The organism is Halomonas cerina (genome assembly GCF_014192215.1).
Taxonomy (GTDB): domain Bacteria; phylum Pseudomonadota; class Gammaproteobacteria; order Pseudomonadales; family Halomonadaceae; genus Halomonas; species Halomonas cerina.
This window is the reverse complement of record NZ_JACHXP010000022.1, coordinates 23576-37283: the sequence shown is the minus strand read 5'-3', so window position 1 is coordinate 37283 and position 13708 is coordinate 23576. Positions and strand designations below refer to the sequence as shown.

13 protein-coding genes are annotated in these 13708 nt (G+C 66.7%); 3 read left to right on the top strand and 10 right to left on the bottom strand.

Translation table 11 applies throughout. The features are described 5' to 3' along the window. Positions 1 to 2 precede the first annotated feature (2 nt). The 3 genes from groL to FHR94_RS16940 all read left to right on the top strand — a co-directional run bounded on the left by groL (position 3) and on the right by FHR94_RS16940 (position 3287). The gene (gene groL, locus FHR94_RS16950) at positions 3 to 1646 is read left to right on the top strand and encodes a chaperonin GroEL (RefSeq protein ID WP_183327474.1); all 1644 of its coding nucleotides are present in this window, start codon (positions 3 to 5) and stop codon (positions 1644 to 1646) included. Positions 1647 to 1936: 290 nt separating this feature from the next. Next, positions 1937 to 2671 (top strand): RNA methyltransferase, encoded by a 735-nt coding sequence (locus tag FHR94_RS16945; protein WP_183327473.1) that lies wholly within the window; start codon positions 1937 to 1939, stop codon positions 2669 to 2671. Between the two features lie 136 nt (positions 2672 to 2807). After that, positions 2808 to 3287: a phosphate-starvation-inducible PsiE family protein gene (locus tag FHR94_RS16940; protein ID WP_183327470.1), complete on the top strand. Its 480-nt coding sequence runs from the start codon at positions 2808 to 2810 to the stop codon at positions 3285 to 3287. A 47-nt stretch (positions 3288 to 3334) separates the two neighbouring features. Here FHR94_RS16940 and FHR94_RS16935 read toward each other — a convergent pair whose 3' ends face one another. The 10 genes from FHR94_RS16935 to dctP all read right to left on the bottom strand — a co-directional run bounded on the left by FHR94_RS16935 (position 3335) and on the right by dctP (position 13648). Further along, on the bottom strand, positions 3335 to 4687 hold the full coding sequence (locus FHR94_RS16935) for a Na+/H+ antiporter family protein (RefSeq protein ID WP_183327468.1): 1353 nt from the start codon (positions 4685 to 4687) through the stop codon (positions 3335 to 3337). Between the two features lie 299 nt (positions 4688 to 4986). Further along, positions 4987 to 6012: an Lnb N-terminal periplasmic domain-containing protein gene (locus tag FHR94_RS16930; protein WP_246390027.1), complete on the bottom strand. Its 1026-nt coding sequence runs from the start codon at positions 6010 to 6012 to the stop codon at positions 4987 to 4989. A 61-nt stretch (positions 6013 to 6073) separates the two neighbouring features. Further along, the gene (locus FHR94_RS16925) at positions 6074 to 7057 is read right to left on the bottom strand and encodes a branched-chain amino acid transaminase (RefSeq protein WP_183327466.1); all 984 of its coding nucleotides are present in this window, start codon (positions 7055 to 7057) and stop codon (positions 6074 to 6076) included. Then, entirely contained in the window at positions 7054 to 8217 is a 1164-nt protein-coding gene (locus FHR94_RS16920) for an arginase family protein (RefSeq protein WP_183327533.1), read from the bottom strand. Before FHR94_RS16920 ends, FHR94_RS16925 begins: the two co-directional genes overlap by 4 nt. A 47-nt stretch (positions 8218 to 8264) precedes the next feature. Next, positions 8265 to 9206 carry a bifunctional Delta(1)-pyrroline-2-carboxylate/Delta(1)-piperideine-2-carboxylate reductase gene (lhpI, locus tag FHR94_RS16915; RefSeq protein ID WP_183327464.1) on the bottom strand — a complete coding sequence of 314 codons (942 nt, stop codon included), beginning with the start codon at positions 9204 to 9206 and terminating at the stop codon, positions 8265 to 8267. Between the two features lies 1 nt (position 9207). Next, the gene (locus FHR94_RS16910; protein WP_183327462.1) at positions 9208 to 9564 is read right to left on the bottom strand and encodes a RidA family protein; all 357 of its coding nucleotides are present in this window, start codon (positions 9562 to 9564) and stop codon (positions 9208 to 9210) included. 62 nt (positions 9565 to 9626) lie between these two features. Next, positions 9627 to 10661, bottom strand: coding sequence for a histone deacetylase family protein (locus FHR94_RS16905; RefSeq protein ID WP_183327460.1), 1035 nt, complete (start codon positions 10659 to 10661; stop codon positions 9627 to 9629). A gap of 16 nt (positions 10662 to 10677) precedes the next feature. Further along, positions 10678 to 11955, bottom strand: coding sequence for a TRAP transporter large permease (locus FHR94_RS16900; RefSeq protein ID WP_183327458.1), 1278 nt, complete (start codon positions 11953 to 11955; stop codon positions 10678 to 10680). Further along, complete coding sequence (locus tag FHR94_RS16895; protein WP_183327456.1) at positions 11952 to 12497, bottom strand: TRAP transporter small permease; 546 nt, start codon at positions 12495 to 12497, stop codon at positions 11952 to 11954. Before FHR94_RS16895 ends, FHR94_RS16900 begins: the two co-directional genes overlap by 4 nt. A gap of 77 nt (positions 12498 to 12574) precedes the next feature. Further along, positions 12575 to 13648, bottom strand: coding sequence for a TRAP transporter substrate-binding protein DctP (gene dctP / locus FHR94_RS16890; RefSeq protein WP_183327454.1), 1074 nt, complete (start codon positions 13646 to 13648; stop codon positions 12575 to 12577). Positions 13649 to 13708: the final 60 nt, after the last annotated feature.

The following is a 13708-nucleotide window of genomic DNA, read 5'->3' as shown; positions in this document are numbered from 1 at the left end:
AAATGGCAGCGAAACAAGTCAAGTTCTCCAATGATGCCCGCAACCGCATGGCCCGTGGCGTCGACCTCCTGGCCAATGCCGTCAAGGTCACCTTGGGGCCCAAGGGCCGCAACGTGGTGATCGAGAAGTCCTTCGGCGCGCCGACCGTGACCAAGGATGGCGTCTCTGTGGCCAAGGAGATCGAGCTTAAGGACAAGTTCGAGAACATGGGCGCGCAGATGGTCAAGGAAGTCGCGTCCAAGACCTCTGACGTCGCCGGTGACGGCACCACCACCGCTACCGTGCTGGCCCAGTCCATCTTGACCGAAGGCCTGAAGGGCGTGACCGCCGGCATGAACCCGATGGATCTCAAGCGTGGCATCGACCAGGCCGTGGTCGCCGCTGTCAAGGAGATCGAAACCCTGTCCGTGCCCTGCACCGACTCCAAGGCCATCGCCCAGGTCGGCACCATCTCCGCCAACGGCGACGCCCGCATCGGCGCGATCATCGCCGAGGCCATGGAGAAGGTCGGCAAGGAAGGTGTCATCACCGTCGATGAAGGCCGTGGCTTCGAGGACGAGTTGGATGTCGTGGAAGGCATGCAGTTCGATCGCGGTTACCTGTCGCCCTACTTCGTCACCAACCAGGACACCATGGCGGTCGAGCTCGAGGACCCCTACATCCTGCTGGTCGACAAGAAGATCTCCAACATCCGCGAGCTGCTGCCGACGCTGGAAGCCGTCGCCAAGGCCGGCAAGCCGCTGGTGATCATCGCCGAGGACATCGAGGGTGAGGCGCTGGCCACCCTGGTGGTCAACACCATGCGCGGCATCGTCAAGGTCGCCGCCGCCAAGGCCCCGGGCTTCGGTGATCGTCGCAAGGCCATGCTGCAGGATATCGCCATCCTGACCGGCGGCACCGTGATCTCCGAGGAAGTGGGTCTGACCCTCGAGCAGGCCACTCTGGACCACCTGGGCACTGCCAAGCGCGTGACCATGTCCAAGGAGAACACCACCCTCATCGATGGCGCCGGCAACGACGGTGACATCGAGGCGCGCGTCAACCAGATCCGCGCCCAGATCGAGGAGACCTCCTCCGACTACGATCGCGAGAAGCTCCAGGAGCGGGTCGCCAAGCTGGCCGGCGGTGTCGCCGTGATCCGTGTCGGTGCCGCCACCGAGGTGGAGATGAAGGAGAAGAAGGCCCGCGTCGAGGACGCCCTGCACTCGACCCGTGCCGCCGTCGAGGAAGGCGTGGTGCCGGGGGGCGGTACCGCCCTGGTGCGCGTACTGACCAAGGTCGCCGGCCTGAAGGGTGACAACGAGGACCAGACCCACGGCATCGCCATCGCCGTGCGTGCCATGGAATCCCCGCTGCGTCAGATCGTCACCAACGCCGGTCAGGAGGCGTCCGTGATCCTGAACCGCGTCAAGGACGGTGAGGGCAACTTCGGCTACAACGCCCAGACCGGCGAGTTCGGCGACCTGTTCGAGATGGGCGTGCTGGACCCGGCCAAGGTCACCCGCTCCGCGCTGCAGTCCGCTGGCTCCGTCGCCGGCCTCATGATCACCACCGAGTGCATGGTCGCCGAGGATCCGGAAGAGAAGGAAGCCGCGCCGGACATGGGTGGCATGGGTGGCATGGGCGGCATGGGTGGCATGATGTAAGCCAACCCCCTGATCGCCCAGGCAGCTGCCTGATCGAGCCCCCGCCGGGAGACCGGTGGGGGTTTTTGTTGCGCCCCGCGCTACGGGCCACGGGCCACGGGCCACGGGCCACGGGCCGACAATAGCTCGTAGCTCGTAGCTCGTAGTTCGTAGCTCGTAGTTCGTAGCTCGTAGCTCGTAGCTCGTAGCTCGTAGCTCGTAGCTCGTAGCTCGTAGCTCGTAGCTCGTAGCTCGTAGCTCACGTACACTGTCGCCTTCCGCCCTCTCGACACGAAAGCGCAAGCCCCCAGATGCTATCGAACATCCGCATCGTCCTCGTCCAGACCTTCCATCCCGGCAATATCGGCGCCTCGGCGCGGGCCATGAAGACCATGGGCCTGCGTGACCTGGTGCTGGTCACCCCGCGGCAGTTTCCCGACCCCGAGGCCTCGCGACTGGCCGCCGGGGCCGAGGACGTGGTCGACAATGCCCGGGTGGTGGGCTCCCTGAAGGAAGCCGTGGTCGACTGCGTGCAGGTGGTGGGCGCCAGCGCCCGGCTGCGCAGCCTGCCGCTTCCCCACTACGACGAGCCTGATGAGATGGCGCGGTCGCTGGTGGCCAACGCCGTCGACGACCCGGTGGCCCTGGTCTTCGGCCGCGAGCGCTTCGGGCTGACCAACGACGAGATCCGTTGCTGCAGCCATCAGGTGAGCATCCCTGCGAATCCCGACTACGGCGTCCTCAACCTTGCCCAGGCCGTCCAGGTGCTGGCCCATGAGGTCTTCACCGCCTGGCGTCGCCGGCCCGAGAGCGACTATCGGGCAGCGCGTCCCAACACCGACCGCGCCCCGACCCGCGAGCAGCTGGACCACTTCCACGATCACTTGACACACATCATGCAGCGGAGCGGCTTCATCACCCAGCCCCATGCGCGTACCGAGGAACAGCTCCAGGCGCTGTTCGCCCGGGCACAGCCGTCACGCAAGGAGCTCTCCCTGCTGCGCGGTTTGCTCAGCTCGCTGGAACGTGGCCTGGAGGACGGCTGAACCGTCGGGAAGCGTCGTCTGGGGACGATGCCCAGGGTGGAAGGGAATCACGCCACGACGCCTTGCGTCGTGGCGTTTTTGTTGGCGCCCTGCGCACCGCCTGGCAAAGTAGCGCCAGGCCCCGAGGAGAGATGCCATGAGCAGTCAGCCCGAGGAACGCCCCGTCAAGCGACAGCATCTGCTGCACGATGAGCTGCCAGCGGAGCACGAGGATCCGCTGATCGGCAGACTGCATCGCATCATCCGCATCGGTGTGAAGGTGCTGGCCGTGCTGATGGTCTTCGTGATCCTCTGGGGAATCGTCGACGTTGTCTACGTGCTCTATCGGCAGCTGGTTTCGCCGCCCTTCATGCTGCTGGAGGTCGGCGATATCTTCCGACTGTTCGGCGCCTTCATGGTGGTGCTGATCGCCATCGAGATCTTCATCAACATCCGGCTCTATCTCGGCACCAACGTGCTACCCATTCAGTTGGTGATCGCCACGGCGCTGATGGCCATCGCCCGGAAGGTGATCGTGCTCGATATCGACGAAGTCGCCGCCGAGTATGTCGTCGCCATCGCCGCCGTGGTGCTGGCACTCGGCATCACCCACTGGCTGGTGGCACGCAAGTACTAGTCAACCACGACGACAGCGGGTCGCGGTCATTCGAGCCAATCGCGCGATCAGAGGGTCATGGCCGCTAGCCAGCCGAAGGCGATCAGGGGGATATTGTAGTGCAGGAAGGTGGGCACCACGCTGTCCCAAATATGATCGTGCTGGCGGTCGACGTTGAGCCCCGAGGTCGGCCCGAGGGTCGAGTCGGAAGCTGGCGAGCCGGCATCGCCCAAGGCGGCGGCGGTGCCCACCAGCGCCACGGTGGCCAGAGGCGAGAAGCCGAACTGCACCGCCAACGGCACGAAGATCGCCGCGATGATCGGGATGGTCGAGAAGGACGAGCCGATCCCCAGGGTGATGAACAGCCCCACCAGCAGCATCAGCAGCGCCGCCAGGCCGCGGTTGTCGCCGATCACGTCGACGCTCGACTGCACCAGGGTCTCGATCTCGTCGGTGGCGGTCATCACCGCGGCGAAGCCCGACGCCGCGATTATGATGAAGCCGATCAGCGCCATCATCCGCATGCCGCTGGTGAAGAGGTCATCCGCCTCGCGCCACTTGAAGATCCCACCCAGCGACAGCAGGGCGAAGCCCACCAGGCCACCGAACACCATCGAGCCGGTATATAGCTGGATACCCAGGGCCGCCACGATCGCCCCTCCGGACATCACAAGCCCCAGGGTATGCGGTGTTGCGTGGGTCTCGGGGTGATGGTGAGGCACATTGGTGGTGGCTAGCTCACGGGCCTCATAGGCCCGGGGCCGGCGATAGCTGAGAAACAGCGCGACCAGCAGGCCTAGCGCCATGCCCGCCACCGGCACCCCCATGGCCAGAGGCACCATGCCGCGGCTGACCGAAAGCCCCAGGGCCGTGCCGGCCTGGTTGATATTGGCCAGCAGGATGTCATTGAGGAAGATCGCCCCGAAGCCTACCGGCAGCAGCATGTAGGGGGCGGTGAGGCCGAAGGTCAGCGCGCAGGCCACCGCCCGGCGATCCAGACGCAGCTCGTTCATCACCTTGAGCAGCGGCGGAACCAGGATCGGGATGAAGGCGATGTGCACCGGGATCAGGTTTTGCGACGAGATCGACATCAGCAGCACCGCGCCGAGCAGCAAGTACTTTACCGTGGCCTGGTGGCTGGCGGATGCCTCCTGACCCAGCAACGTGATCAGCCACCGAGCCAGCAGGTCCGGCAGCCCGGAGCGCGAGAGCGCCACCGCGAAGGCGCCCAGGGTCGCATAGGCCAGGGCCACCTTGGCCCCGCCGCCCACGCCCTCGTTAAAGGCCGCAAGCGTCGCCTCGATGGAGAGCCCGCCGACCAACCCGCCGACCAGGGCCCCGACCACCAGGGCAAAGACCACCGAGACCCGTGCCAGTGACAGTCCCACCATCACCAGCACCGCAATTATCACCGCATTCATGACAGGTTTCCCGAAAAAGGAGTTGGGTTGAAACGAAACGGCGAAGGATTCTACCAGAAGGCGGGTTACCCTGCCGAAGCCTCTACCCGGGCTGATCATGTCGCGGAAACACCACCGTCACCCGCCTGTCATCGACACGCGCTATAACAGGCGTGGCCGCGGGGCGGCCAGGCAAGGGACACTGCCGACCTATCGCCAGGGATGCGACGGGGCAGGAGGCCCTACAGGGAGCTTGGCATCGGGACGATGCCCAGGGAGGAGCCGGATGACCGCCACGACGCTCGCGTCGTGGCGGTTTTCTATATGGATGTCTCCCCCGATCGCCAGCCCGGGATCCCTTGCCGGATACGTCGCGAGAAATCCGCCTCGGCGTCGGCGTGCCGCGCCCGCGCGGTGATATCCCCGCGTCGGCGCAGCTCACACAGGGCATAGCCCGATACCAGGCCCCCATGGTCGTGGATGTAAGCCGGCAGCAGCCCGGTCAAGAGCAGGCGATGGTCCATGGGCAGCCCTTCGATGATGCGCCGCATCATCACGAACACCAGGGTCGTACAGTTGGCGGTGATGGTGTGATAGAAGCGTGGCTCACGCGCCAGGTCATTGGCGCCCTCCACCAGCGAAAGCAGCAGGGCGCGCCGGGCCTGGGGCGAGAGGGTGACGTGATAGAGCGTCACTCGCTCCCCGCGCACATTGCTGCGCAGGCGCACCGCGTCCCGCTCGTCGGCCGCGATGATCGCCAACTCGTAGCGCTTGAAGAAGCCGCCGATTTCCGAGAAGGGCTCCCCGCGCTGGCGGCGTACCTCCACCGAGAAGGTCACGAACTCGACGTCTTTCCCGCCCGTCTGCCGGAACCCGAAGCTGATCAGCACGTGGGCGATGCCGGGACGCCCCCAGCTGGAGACGAACAGGTCCACCGAAACCAGCCGCGACAGGTCATACACCCGGCGCTCCCAGGCCACCCTGGCCACATCACGGGTCTGCCAGTCGAAGCAGCGCACATGGTGCAGGGTCAATCGATCCCCCTCGAAGGTCCCGGTCGCCAGGTGGGCCACGTCCTCGGCCCAGTCCAGATCCCTGGCCGGCACGAGCGTACGCCACCAGGCCAGCAGGACCGTCATCTGCCCGGCCATGCCGATGACGGGGACCAGACGCGCGCCCTGCCAGTGCAGCCACAGCCATCCCCCACCCGCGACCACCCAGGCCGTGACGACCAGATGACGCCCGGGTGCCGCCAGCGGCAGCCGATGCCCCAGAGCCAGGGCACCCCACAGGGTACAGAGCCCCATCGTCAGGCGCAGCGCACCGTCGAGCAGCATGAAGAGCATGGTGATCCTTCCGGCCTGGGGGCGACAGGCTACCACGGCCGGAGGCGAGCAGGGGGCAGCGTCAAGGCCCCGCGCCCTGGACGGGCGTCAGCCAGCCGGCGAAGCCCTGCAGGTCATCGCCCAGTTCCCCACGGGTGACCCGGCGATAGAGTCCCTGCAGCCGGGCGGTGAGCGAGTCCGGTGCGATGGGCTCCCCTGGCGCCGGCGCGCCCGTGCGGGCCCCGATATGGCGGCCGTCGAGCTCGCGCAGCGGCAGGAGTTCCGCGGCCGTCCCGGTGACGAAGGCTTCGTCGGCCAGGTAGAGTTCATCGCGGGTGATGCGCCGCTCGATGACCTCGAGGCCCAGCACCTCCCGGGCCAGATGAATCACGCTGTCGCGGGTGATGCCTTGCAGGCAGGAGGTCACCTCCGGGGTATGCAGCACGCCGTCACGCAGTAGGAACACGTTGGCCGCCGAGGCCTCGGCGACATGGCCCTCCGGGTCGAGCATGATCGTCTCGTCGAAGCCCGCCTTGACGGCGGTGTTGAGCGCCAGCATGGAGTTGACGTAGTGGCCATTGGTCTTGGCTCGGCACAGGCTGATGTTGACGTGATGACGTGCCCAGGACGAGGTCAGGGCCCGCAGGCCGATGGAGGCAGCCTCGGGCGAGATATAGTCGCCCAGGTCCCAGGCCGCGATCATCACATGGGTGGTCAGCCCCTTGGCCCGCAGGCCGAGTCCCTCGGCGCCCAGGTAGATCGTGGGCTTGAGGTAGGCGTTGGTCAGGTCGTTGCGAATTAGGCATTGTCGCTGGGCCGTGATCAGTTCATCGGCACCGAATGATAACGGTATATCCAGCGCATGGGCACTGTCGAGTAGACGCCGCGTATGCTCGGCGACGCGAAACAGCTGTGCCCCGTCCGGCCCGGCGTAGGCACGCACGCCCTCGAAACAGCCCATGCCATAGTGCAGGGTGTGGGTCAGCAGATGGGTCGTGGCCTCGCGCCAGGCCAGCCAGTCGCCGTCCTGCCAGAGCCAGCCGTCGCGGTCATACAAGGGCGTCATGGGTTACTCTCTCTGTGATCCTGAGGAGGTCTTGATGCCGGGGAGGAGATCGCAAACCAACGCTCGCGCCAGTCGTCGATCAATGCACGTTGATGAGGCTGGAGGTCCTGGTAGTCCCAGGCGGCGATCTCGTCATTCTGGGGGTCCGGCACGGCGATGTCGCTGCCCACGAGGGCCTGAATCGCCGCATGGCCGCACAGCGGCACATAGCCCTCGGAGTACCCTCCTTCATGGACCAACACCAGCCGTCCCCGGCAAACGCGCTCGGCCAGGGCCTTCACCTGCCGCGTCATGGCGGCGAAGGCCTCGCTGTTGAGCAGCATCTTGCCCAGGGGATCCTTGGCACAGGCATCGAAGCCGCAGGCCACCACGATCAGCTCGGGGCGAAAGGCCTCGAGGGCCGGCAGTACCAGCGACTCCATGGCCTGGGCGTAGGCACCCAGGCCGCAGCCCGGCGGCAGCGGCAGGTTGAGGCAGGCGCCCTGCCCTCTCCCCTCGCCCTGTTCCTCGAAGGCACCGCTCCCCAAGGGATAATTGCCGGCCTGGTGCAGCGAGACCGTGAACACCTCCGGCTCAGCGTAGAAGGCCGCCTGCTGGCCGTTGCCATGGTGGACGTCCCAGTCGAGGATCGCCACGCGCCCCACCTGCCCCCGGGCACGGGCGCGCATCACGGCGACCGGGATATTGCCCAGCAGGCAGAAGCCGCGGCCCCGATCGGCCTCGGCGTGATGCCCCGGCGGGCGACACAGGGCATAGGCGGCGGGTAGCTCGCCGGTGGCCACCGCCTCCACCGCGGCAAGGGCGAGACCGGCGGACTGTCGGGCCGCCGCTAGGCTGCCCGGCTGGTAGGGGGCCCCCTCCCCGGCATCGCCGCCCCGGACACGGTCGCCGGCCTCGAGAGCCTCGAGATAGCCCGTGGTATGGAAGCGCTCGAGGTCGATGCGTTCGGCCGGCGGTGCCTTGCGCACCACGAGTTCATCGATCAGCCCCGATACCTCCAGCAGGTTCTTCAGGCGGCGCTTGCTCTCCGGGCTCTCCGAAGCTGGCTGGGGCTGCAGGAACGCCCCCGGCGCCGAAAAGACCCCGATGGCCCCCGGGTCGTGCCAGAAGCAGCGCTCATGCCAGAAGAAACCGGCGGCCGGCGCTCCGGTGGCCGGCACTCCGGCGGCCGGCACTCCGGCGGCCGGCGCTCCGAAGCGTTGCTTCGTCACCCGCCTGCCTCCTGCTGTTCCCACACCTCGATAGCCGCCGCCAAGTCCTCCAGCGAGGCCCCCACCGACTTGAACAGGGTGATCGCCTCGGGCGAGCTGCGCCCGGGGCGCTCGCCCTTGAGGACCTCCGCCAGCTCGGCGCGGATATCGTCGAAGGCGAAGGCCCCCTCGTCGATGGCCTGCAGGATATCGCCCGCCTCGCCCTTGGCGCCGGCATAGGTATCGACGAACACCTCGCTGCGCGCGAGGCAGTCGGCGTCGGTCTCGCGCATGTCGGGACGGAAGGCGCCAATCAGATCCAGGTGCGTCCCGGGGGACAGCCACTCGCCACGAATCAACGGTGCGGTGGAGAGGGTCACGCAGCTGATCAGGTCCGCCTCCCGGGTCGCGGCCTCCAGGTCGGCGACGGCCTCGGTCTCGAACCGATCGGCGTACGCGGCGGCCAGATGCTCGGCCTTCTCGGAATGCCGGCCCCAAATGCGTACCCGCTGGATGGGCCGTACCGCGGCATGCGCCTCGATGACCATGGGCGCCAGCTTGCCGGTGCCCACCACCAGCAGGGTTCCAGCGTCCTCCCGGGCCAGGCTACGGGCCGCCAGGGCCGAGGCCGCCGCCGTACGCCGGCGGGTCAGCTCGCTGCCGTCGAGACAGGCCAGGGGCCGGCCATGGGCCCCTTCGCACAGCAGGTAGACCCCGGCGATGGCCGGCAGGCCATGGTCGGCATTCTGGGGAAAGACATTGACCATCTTCACGCCGATGTAGCCGTCGGGCTCCCAGGCCGGCATCAGCAGCATGGTCGCCTCCCCGTCGCGGCGCTGCATGGCATGGTGATGGCGCGGCGGCGACTCCACGCCCTCGCGAAAGGTCGTGGCCAGCCGCTCGACCAGGGCCGGCCAGACCAGCGAGGCCGCCACCTCGTCTGCGGTGATGATGCGCATCTCAGGCCTCCGGCAGTGCCGCGGTGACCATGATTTCCACCTTCCACTCCGGCTTGGCCAGCTTCGCCTCCACGGCGGCCCGCACGGGCGGTCGGCCCGGTACCACCCAGGCATCCCAGGCGGTGTTCATCTGGTCGAACTCGGCCATGCTGGTGACCCAGATCTGCGCGGCGAGCAGATGCTCCTTGGAGGTGCCGGCCGTGGCCAGCAACTCGTCGATGCGGGCCAGCACCTGTTCGGTCTGGCCGCGCATGTCGGCCGTGGCATCTGTCGGCACCTGACCGGCCAGGTAGACGGTGCCATTGTGGATGGTGAGCTGGCTCATCCGGGTATTGCTGTCGTGATAGCTAATGCTCATGGCGTGCTCCGTTCGTTGACTGCGCTGGCTGCCTGTCGCGGCAGATGTGGGATGGGCACCCGTCAGGCGCCGGTGAAACCGTCCATGAAGGCGGCCAGGTTGTTGCCCAGGTGCTCGGTGGGATAGCCCCCTTCCTGCACCAGCACCATGGGAAGCCCCAGGGCAGCAACCCGCTGCCCCACGACATGGAAGTCCGCCGTCTCGAGACATAGCCCCGCTAGCGGATCCTCCTGATGGGCGTCCAGTCCCAGGGCGAGCACCACGGCCTCGGGCCGGAAGGTCGCCAGCGCCTCGATCAGTCGGTCCAGGGCGGCGAGAAAGGTCGGCCCGTCACTGCCGATCGCCAGCGGCAGGTTGACGTTGGCGCCCTTGCCCTCCCCTTCACCCTGCTCGTCGGCCCCGCCCCAGAAGAAGGGATAGAAATCTGCCGGGTCGGCATGCAGCGAGCCGGTCCAGACATCCCCGCGGTGGTAGAAGATATCCTGGGTGCCGTTGCCGTGGTGCAGGTCCACGTCGAGGATCGCGACCCGCTCCATGTGCTCGCGCAGCACCGTGGCCGCCAGCCCCGCGTTGTTGAGAAAGCAAAATCCCCCGGCCCGCTCGGGCCCGGCATGGTGGCCCGGTGGCCGGCACAGCGCGTAGGCGGAGCGATCCCCGGCCGCCACCGCCTCGGCCGCCGCCTCCGCGGAGGCGGCACTGGCGAGGATACCGGTGAAGCTATCGGCGGTCATGGGACAGGCCATGTCATGCATGTGCCACCCGACCAGCCCCACCGGGTGACGGGGATAGTGATGGCCACCGCCGCAGGGGTGCACGTTGGGCGCGACGACCTCGGCGGCGTCCGGCAAGGCCTGCCAGCGGGCATGGATGGTCTCCAGGAACGTCAGGTAGCGCGGGGCATGGATCTCGGCGAGCCGGCGGCGCAGGCCCGAGCCGTCCGCGACAGTAGGCGCCGTCAGAGCCAGGCCCATGTCGGCCAGACCCTGCGACAGCATCTCGGCGCGTATCGGCCCCTCCGGCGAGGCTACCGGGCGACCACGCAACAGGAAGCTCGGCGGCGCATGGCGCTCCTGATCGGGATGATAGAAGAGTTTCAAAGCAGCCTCCTTTGCATCAGCCCAGTAGCGAGGGAATCCAGGTAGAGAGTATCGGGAAGGTGACCAGCAGCAGGATCACCGCGAGGAAGGCGACATAGAACGGCAGCGAGGCAATGATCGCGCGTTCGAAGGGCACCTGGGCGATGCGCGCGGCGGTCATCAACGTCATGCCCACCGGCGGCGTAACGTTGGAGATGTTGAGCACCACGATCATCAGGATGGCGAAGTGCAGCGGGTCCACGCCCAGTTGGACCATCGCCGGCACCAGCACCGGGGCCACCACCACTAGCGCCGGCAGCACGTCCATGACGGTGCCGATCACGATCAGCAGCGCACAGACCAGCAGCAGCTGCAGGAAGGTCGAGTCGCTGAAGGTGGTGATCAGGCCCGCCGCGTCCCGGGCGATGCCGGAGCGGGTGACGAACCAGCCAAGCACCGCCGAGGTGGCCAGCAGGAAGAACACCACCCCCGAGAAGCGCACCGTCACCACCAGGGAGTGCCAGATCTTGTGCCAGGTGAGGTTGCGATAGAAGACCACGCCGATGGCGATGGTATAGACGGCGGCAAAGCCTGAGGCCTCGGTGATGGTGGTCAGCCCCGAGAGGATACCGCCGAGGATGATCAGCGGCACGACCATCGCCGGCAGCGCCACCAGGAAGGAGGTGATCGCCACCTTGAACGGGGTCGGCGGCTGCTTGGGATAGCCCCGTTTCCAGGCCAAAAAGAAGCTGACCAGCAGCAGCGTCAGGGCCATCAACAGGCCAGGGATGATGCCCCCGGCAAACAGGTCGATGACCGAGATATCACGCAGCAGCGTGGCATAGACCACCATCACCACGCTGGGCGGGATGATGGGACCGATGATCGACGAGCAGGCGGTAACGGCCGCGGCATATTCGGCATCGTAGCCCTGCCTCTTCATCTCGGGGATCATGATCTTGCCGATGGCGACGGTATCGGTGATCGCCGCCCCGGTCAGCCCGGCAAAGAACACCGACACCGAGACGTTGACGTGCGACAGCGCCCCGCGGACCCGCCCGAACAGCGCATTGTTGAAGGCGATCAGCTTCTGGGTCAGCCCCCCCTGATTCATCAGCTCGGCGGTGAAGATGAAATAGGGCACGGCAATCAGCAAAAAGCCCGACACGCCCGAGAACATGCGGTCGGCGATGATGCCAAGCATCCGTTCGCCGCCCATGGCGAAGCCGCCGGCCAGCCCGGACATCGCCATCACCACGGCCACCGGGGCGCCGATCAGCAACAGCACGATGAAGGTGACGATCGCAGGGGTCATGGGCGCTCCTCCCTGTCCGTGGACTCGATGAGCTCGTCGATGGTCGACTGATCATCGATGAAGTGTTCCAGCAGGTCGAAGCCCTGCACCAGATGTAGCAGGATAACCAGGCCGCTCAGCGGCACCACGATGGCGGTGAACTTGCTGTGAACCTGAATCTGGTCGGAGACCATGTACACCTGGCTCGCCCCTTCGAAATAGACCCAGCCGTACCAGACCAGCATCAGGGCGAACACCGCGATGACCACCAGGCAGAGCACGGCCGCGGCCTTGAGCAGTGGCCTTGGCAGGCTGCGCACCAGCAGGGTCATGGCCACATGCTCACCGTAGCGCAGCGAGATGGTCATGGAGAGAAAGCCGATCCAGGGCAAAAAGAGCCGGGCCAGGGAGTAGGTCCAGCTCAGCGTGCTGCCGGTGGCCAGCTTGTACACGAAGGCGGTGAAGGAGATACCCAGCATGATCAGGACACAGGCCACGCAGAGCACTATGGCCAGCTGGTTGACGGCGTCGCTCAGGCGGCGCAGGGGCGAGAGAAGCGGCATGGGGAATCCTCGGGGCATGCAGCGCCCGGCCTAGCGGCCGGGCGATGGGCATGGTGGCGGTCGCGAGAACGGCCACCTCAGCGAGCGTAGGTGGCGACATCCTCCTCGACCACCTGCTCGCCGACCCGCTCCACTTCCGTCAGGAAGGCATCGACCCGCGCCTCATCGATGCCGAAGTCCTCGGTGATCCACTGCCGCCAGGCGGGGCGGGCGATCTCGGCCATGCGCGCCCGCTCCTCGGGCGGCATGATGTAACACTCCTCGAAACGCTCGCAGGACTCGACCCAGCTGGCCGTGGCCAGGGCACCGGCCAGGCCGTGACCCAGCTTGATGGCCTCCCGGGCCGAGGTGACGATGACCTGCTGCTGCTCCTCGCTGAGCTCCTGGAACCACGCCTCGCTGACCAGCCAGGCGGCACTGTTGTAGACGTGCCCGGTCAGGGTGGTGTAATCGGTCACCTCATCGAAGTTGTAGGTGACATTGAGCACCGGGGCATTGAACTGGCCGTCGGCCAGGCCGGTTTCCAGTGCGGTGATTAGCTCACCCCACGGCAGGGGCGTCGCCGAGGCCCCCAGGGCCTTCATGATCGCCACATGACCCGGGTTCTCCTCGGTCCGAATGTTGAGTCCCTCGAGGTCCTCCACCGTCTTGATCAGACGCTCGTTGTTGGTGAAGGCCACGAAGCCCCCGCCATCGTCGAAGGTCCCGAGGTAGCGCATGTCGGCTTCCTCGATGGTTCCGGACATGAACTCGGCAAACCATTCACCATCGAAGAAGGCCCAGGCCTGGCGCCAGTCGTCGAACAGGAAGGGCGCCGTCATGAGCTGGTAATCATCATAGAAGGATGACATGGCGCCGGTGGTGATGATGGTGGACTGCAGGGTGCGGCCGCCCTGGACCTCGGAAGCCGTCTCCACTTCCGTGCCCAGTTGCCCACCACCGAAGATCACCACCTCGATTTCGCCGCCGGTACGCGTCTCGACCAGGTTCTTGAAATGAACCAGCGCCGGGTAAACCTCGTTGTTGGTCATGTCCTCGGGAAGCAGGGTCGTGATGGCCATCTCGGTGGACTGGGCCTGGGCATGGGTCGCCGCGATGGCCAGGGGCAGGGCGGCGATGGCCGCCACCCGGGGAAGCACCTTCGAGCTCATGGGGTATCCTCGCGTCGTCTTGTCATTGTTGTGCTGCGCCCGAATGCCGGCAGGCCTTCT

Bases quoted from the DNA above. Each gene is read 5' to 3' on its own strand.
- groL (WP_183327474.1), top strand. From the start codon at position 3: ATGGCAGCGAAACAAGTCAAGTTCTCCAATGATGCCCGCAACCGCATG.
- FHR94_RS16945 (WP_183327473.1), top strand. From the start codon at position 1,937: ATGCTATCGAACATCCGCATCGTCCTCGTCCAGACCTTCCATCCCGGC.
- FHR94_RS16940 (WP_183327470.1), top strand. From the start codon at position 2,808: ATGAGCAGTCAGCCCGAGGAACGCCCCGTCAAGCGACAGCATCTGCTG.
- FHR94_RS16935 (WP_183327468.1), bottom strand. From the start codon at position 4,687: ATGAATGCGGTGATAATTGCGGTGCTGGTGATGGTGGGACTGTCACTG.
- FHR94_RS16930 (WP_246390027.1), bottom strand. From the start codon at position 6,012: ATGCTCTTCATGCTGCTCGACGGTGCGCTGCGCCTGACGATGGGGCTC.
- FHR94_RS16925 (WP_183327466.1), bottom strand. From the start codon at position 7,057: ATGACGCCCTTGTATGACCGCGACGGCTGGCTCTGGCAGGACGGCGAC.
- lhpI (WP_183327464.1), bottom strand. From the start codon at position 9,206: ATGCGCATCATCACCGCAGACGAGGTGGCGGCCTCGCTGGTCTGGCCG.
- FHR94_RS16910 (WP_183327462.1), bottom strand. From the start codon at position 9,564: ATGAGCATTAGCTATCACGACAGCAATACCCGGATGAGCCAGCTCACC.
- FHR94_RS16900 (WP_183327458.1), bottom strand. From the start codon at position 11,955: ATGACCCCTGCGATCGTCACCTTCATCGTGCTGTTGCTGATCGGCGCC.
- FHR94_RS16895 (WP_183327456.1), bottom strand. From the start codon at position 12,497: ATGCCGCTTCTCTCGCCCCTGCGCCGCCTGAGCGACGCCGTCAACCAG.
- dctP (WP_183327454.1), bottom strand. From the start codon at position 13,648: ATGAGCTCGAAGGTGCTTCCCCGGGTGGCGGCCATCGCCGCCCTGCCC.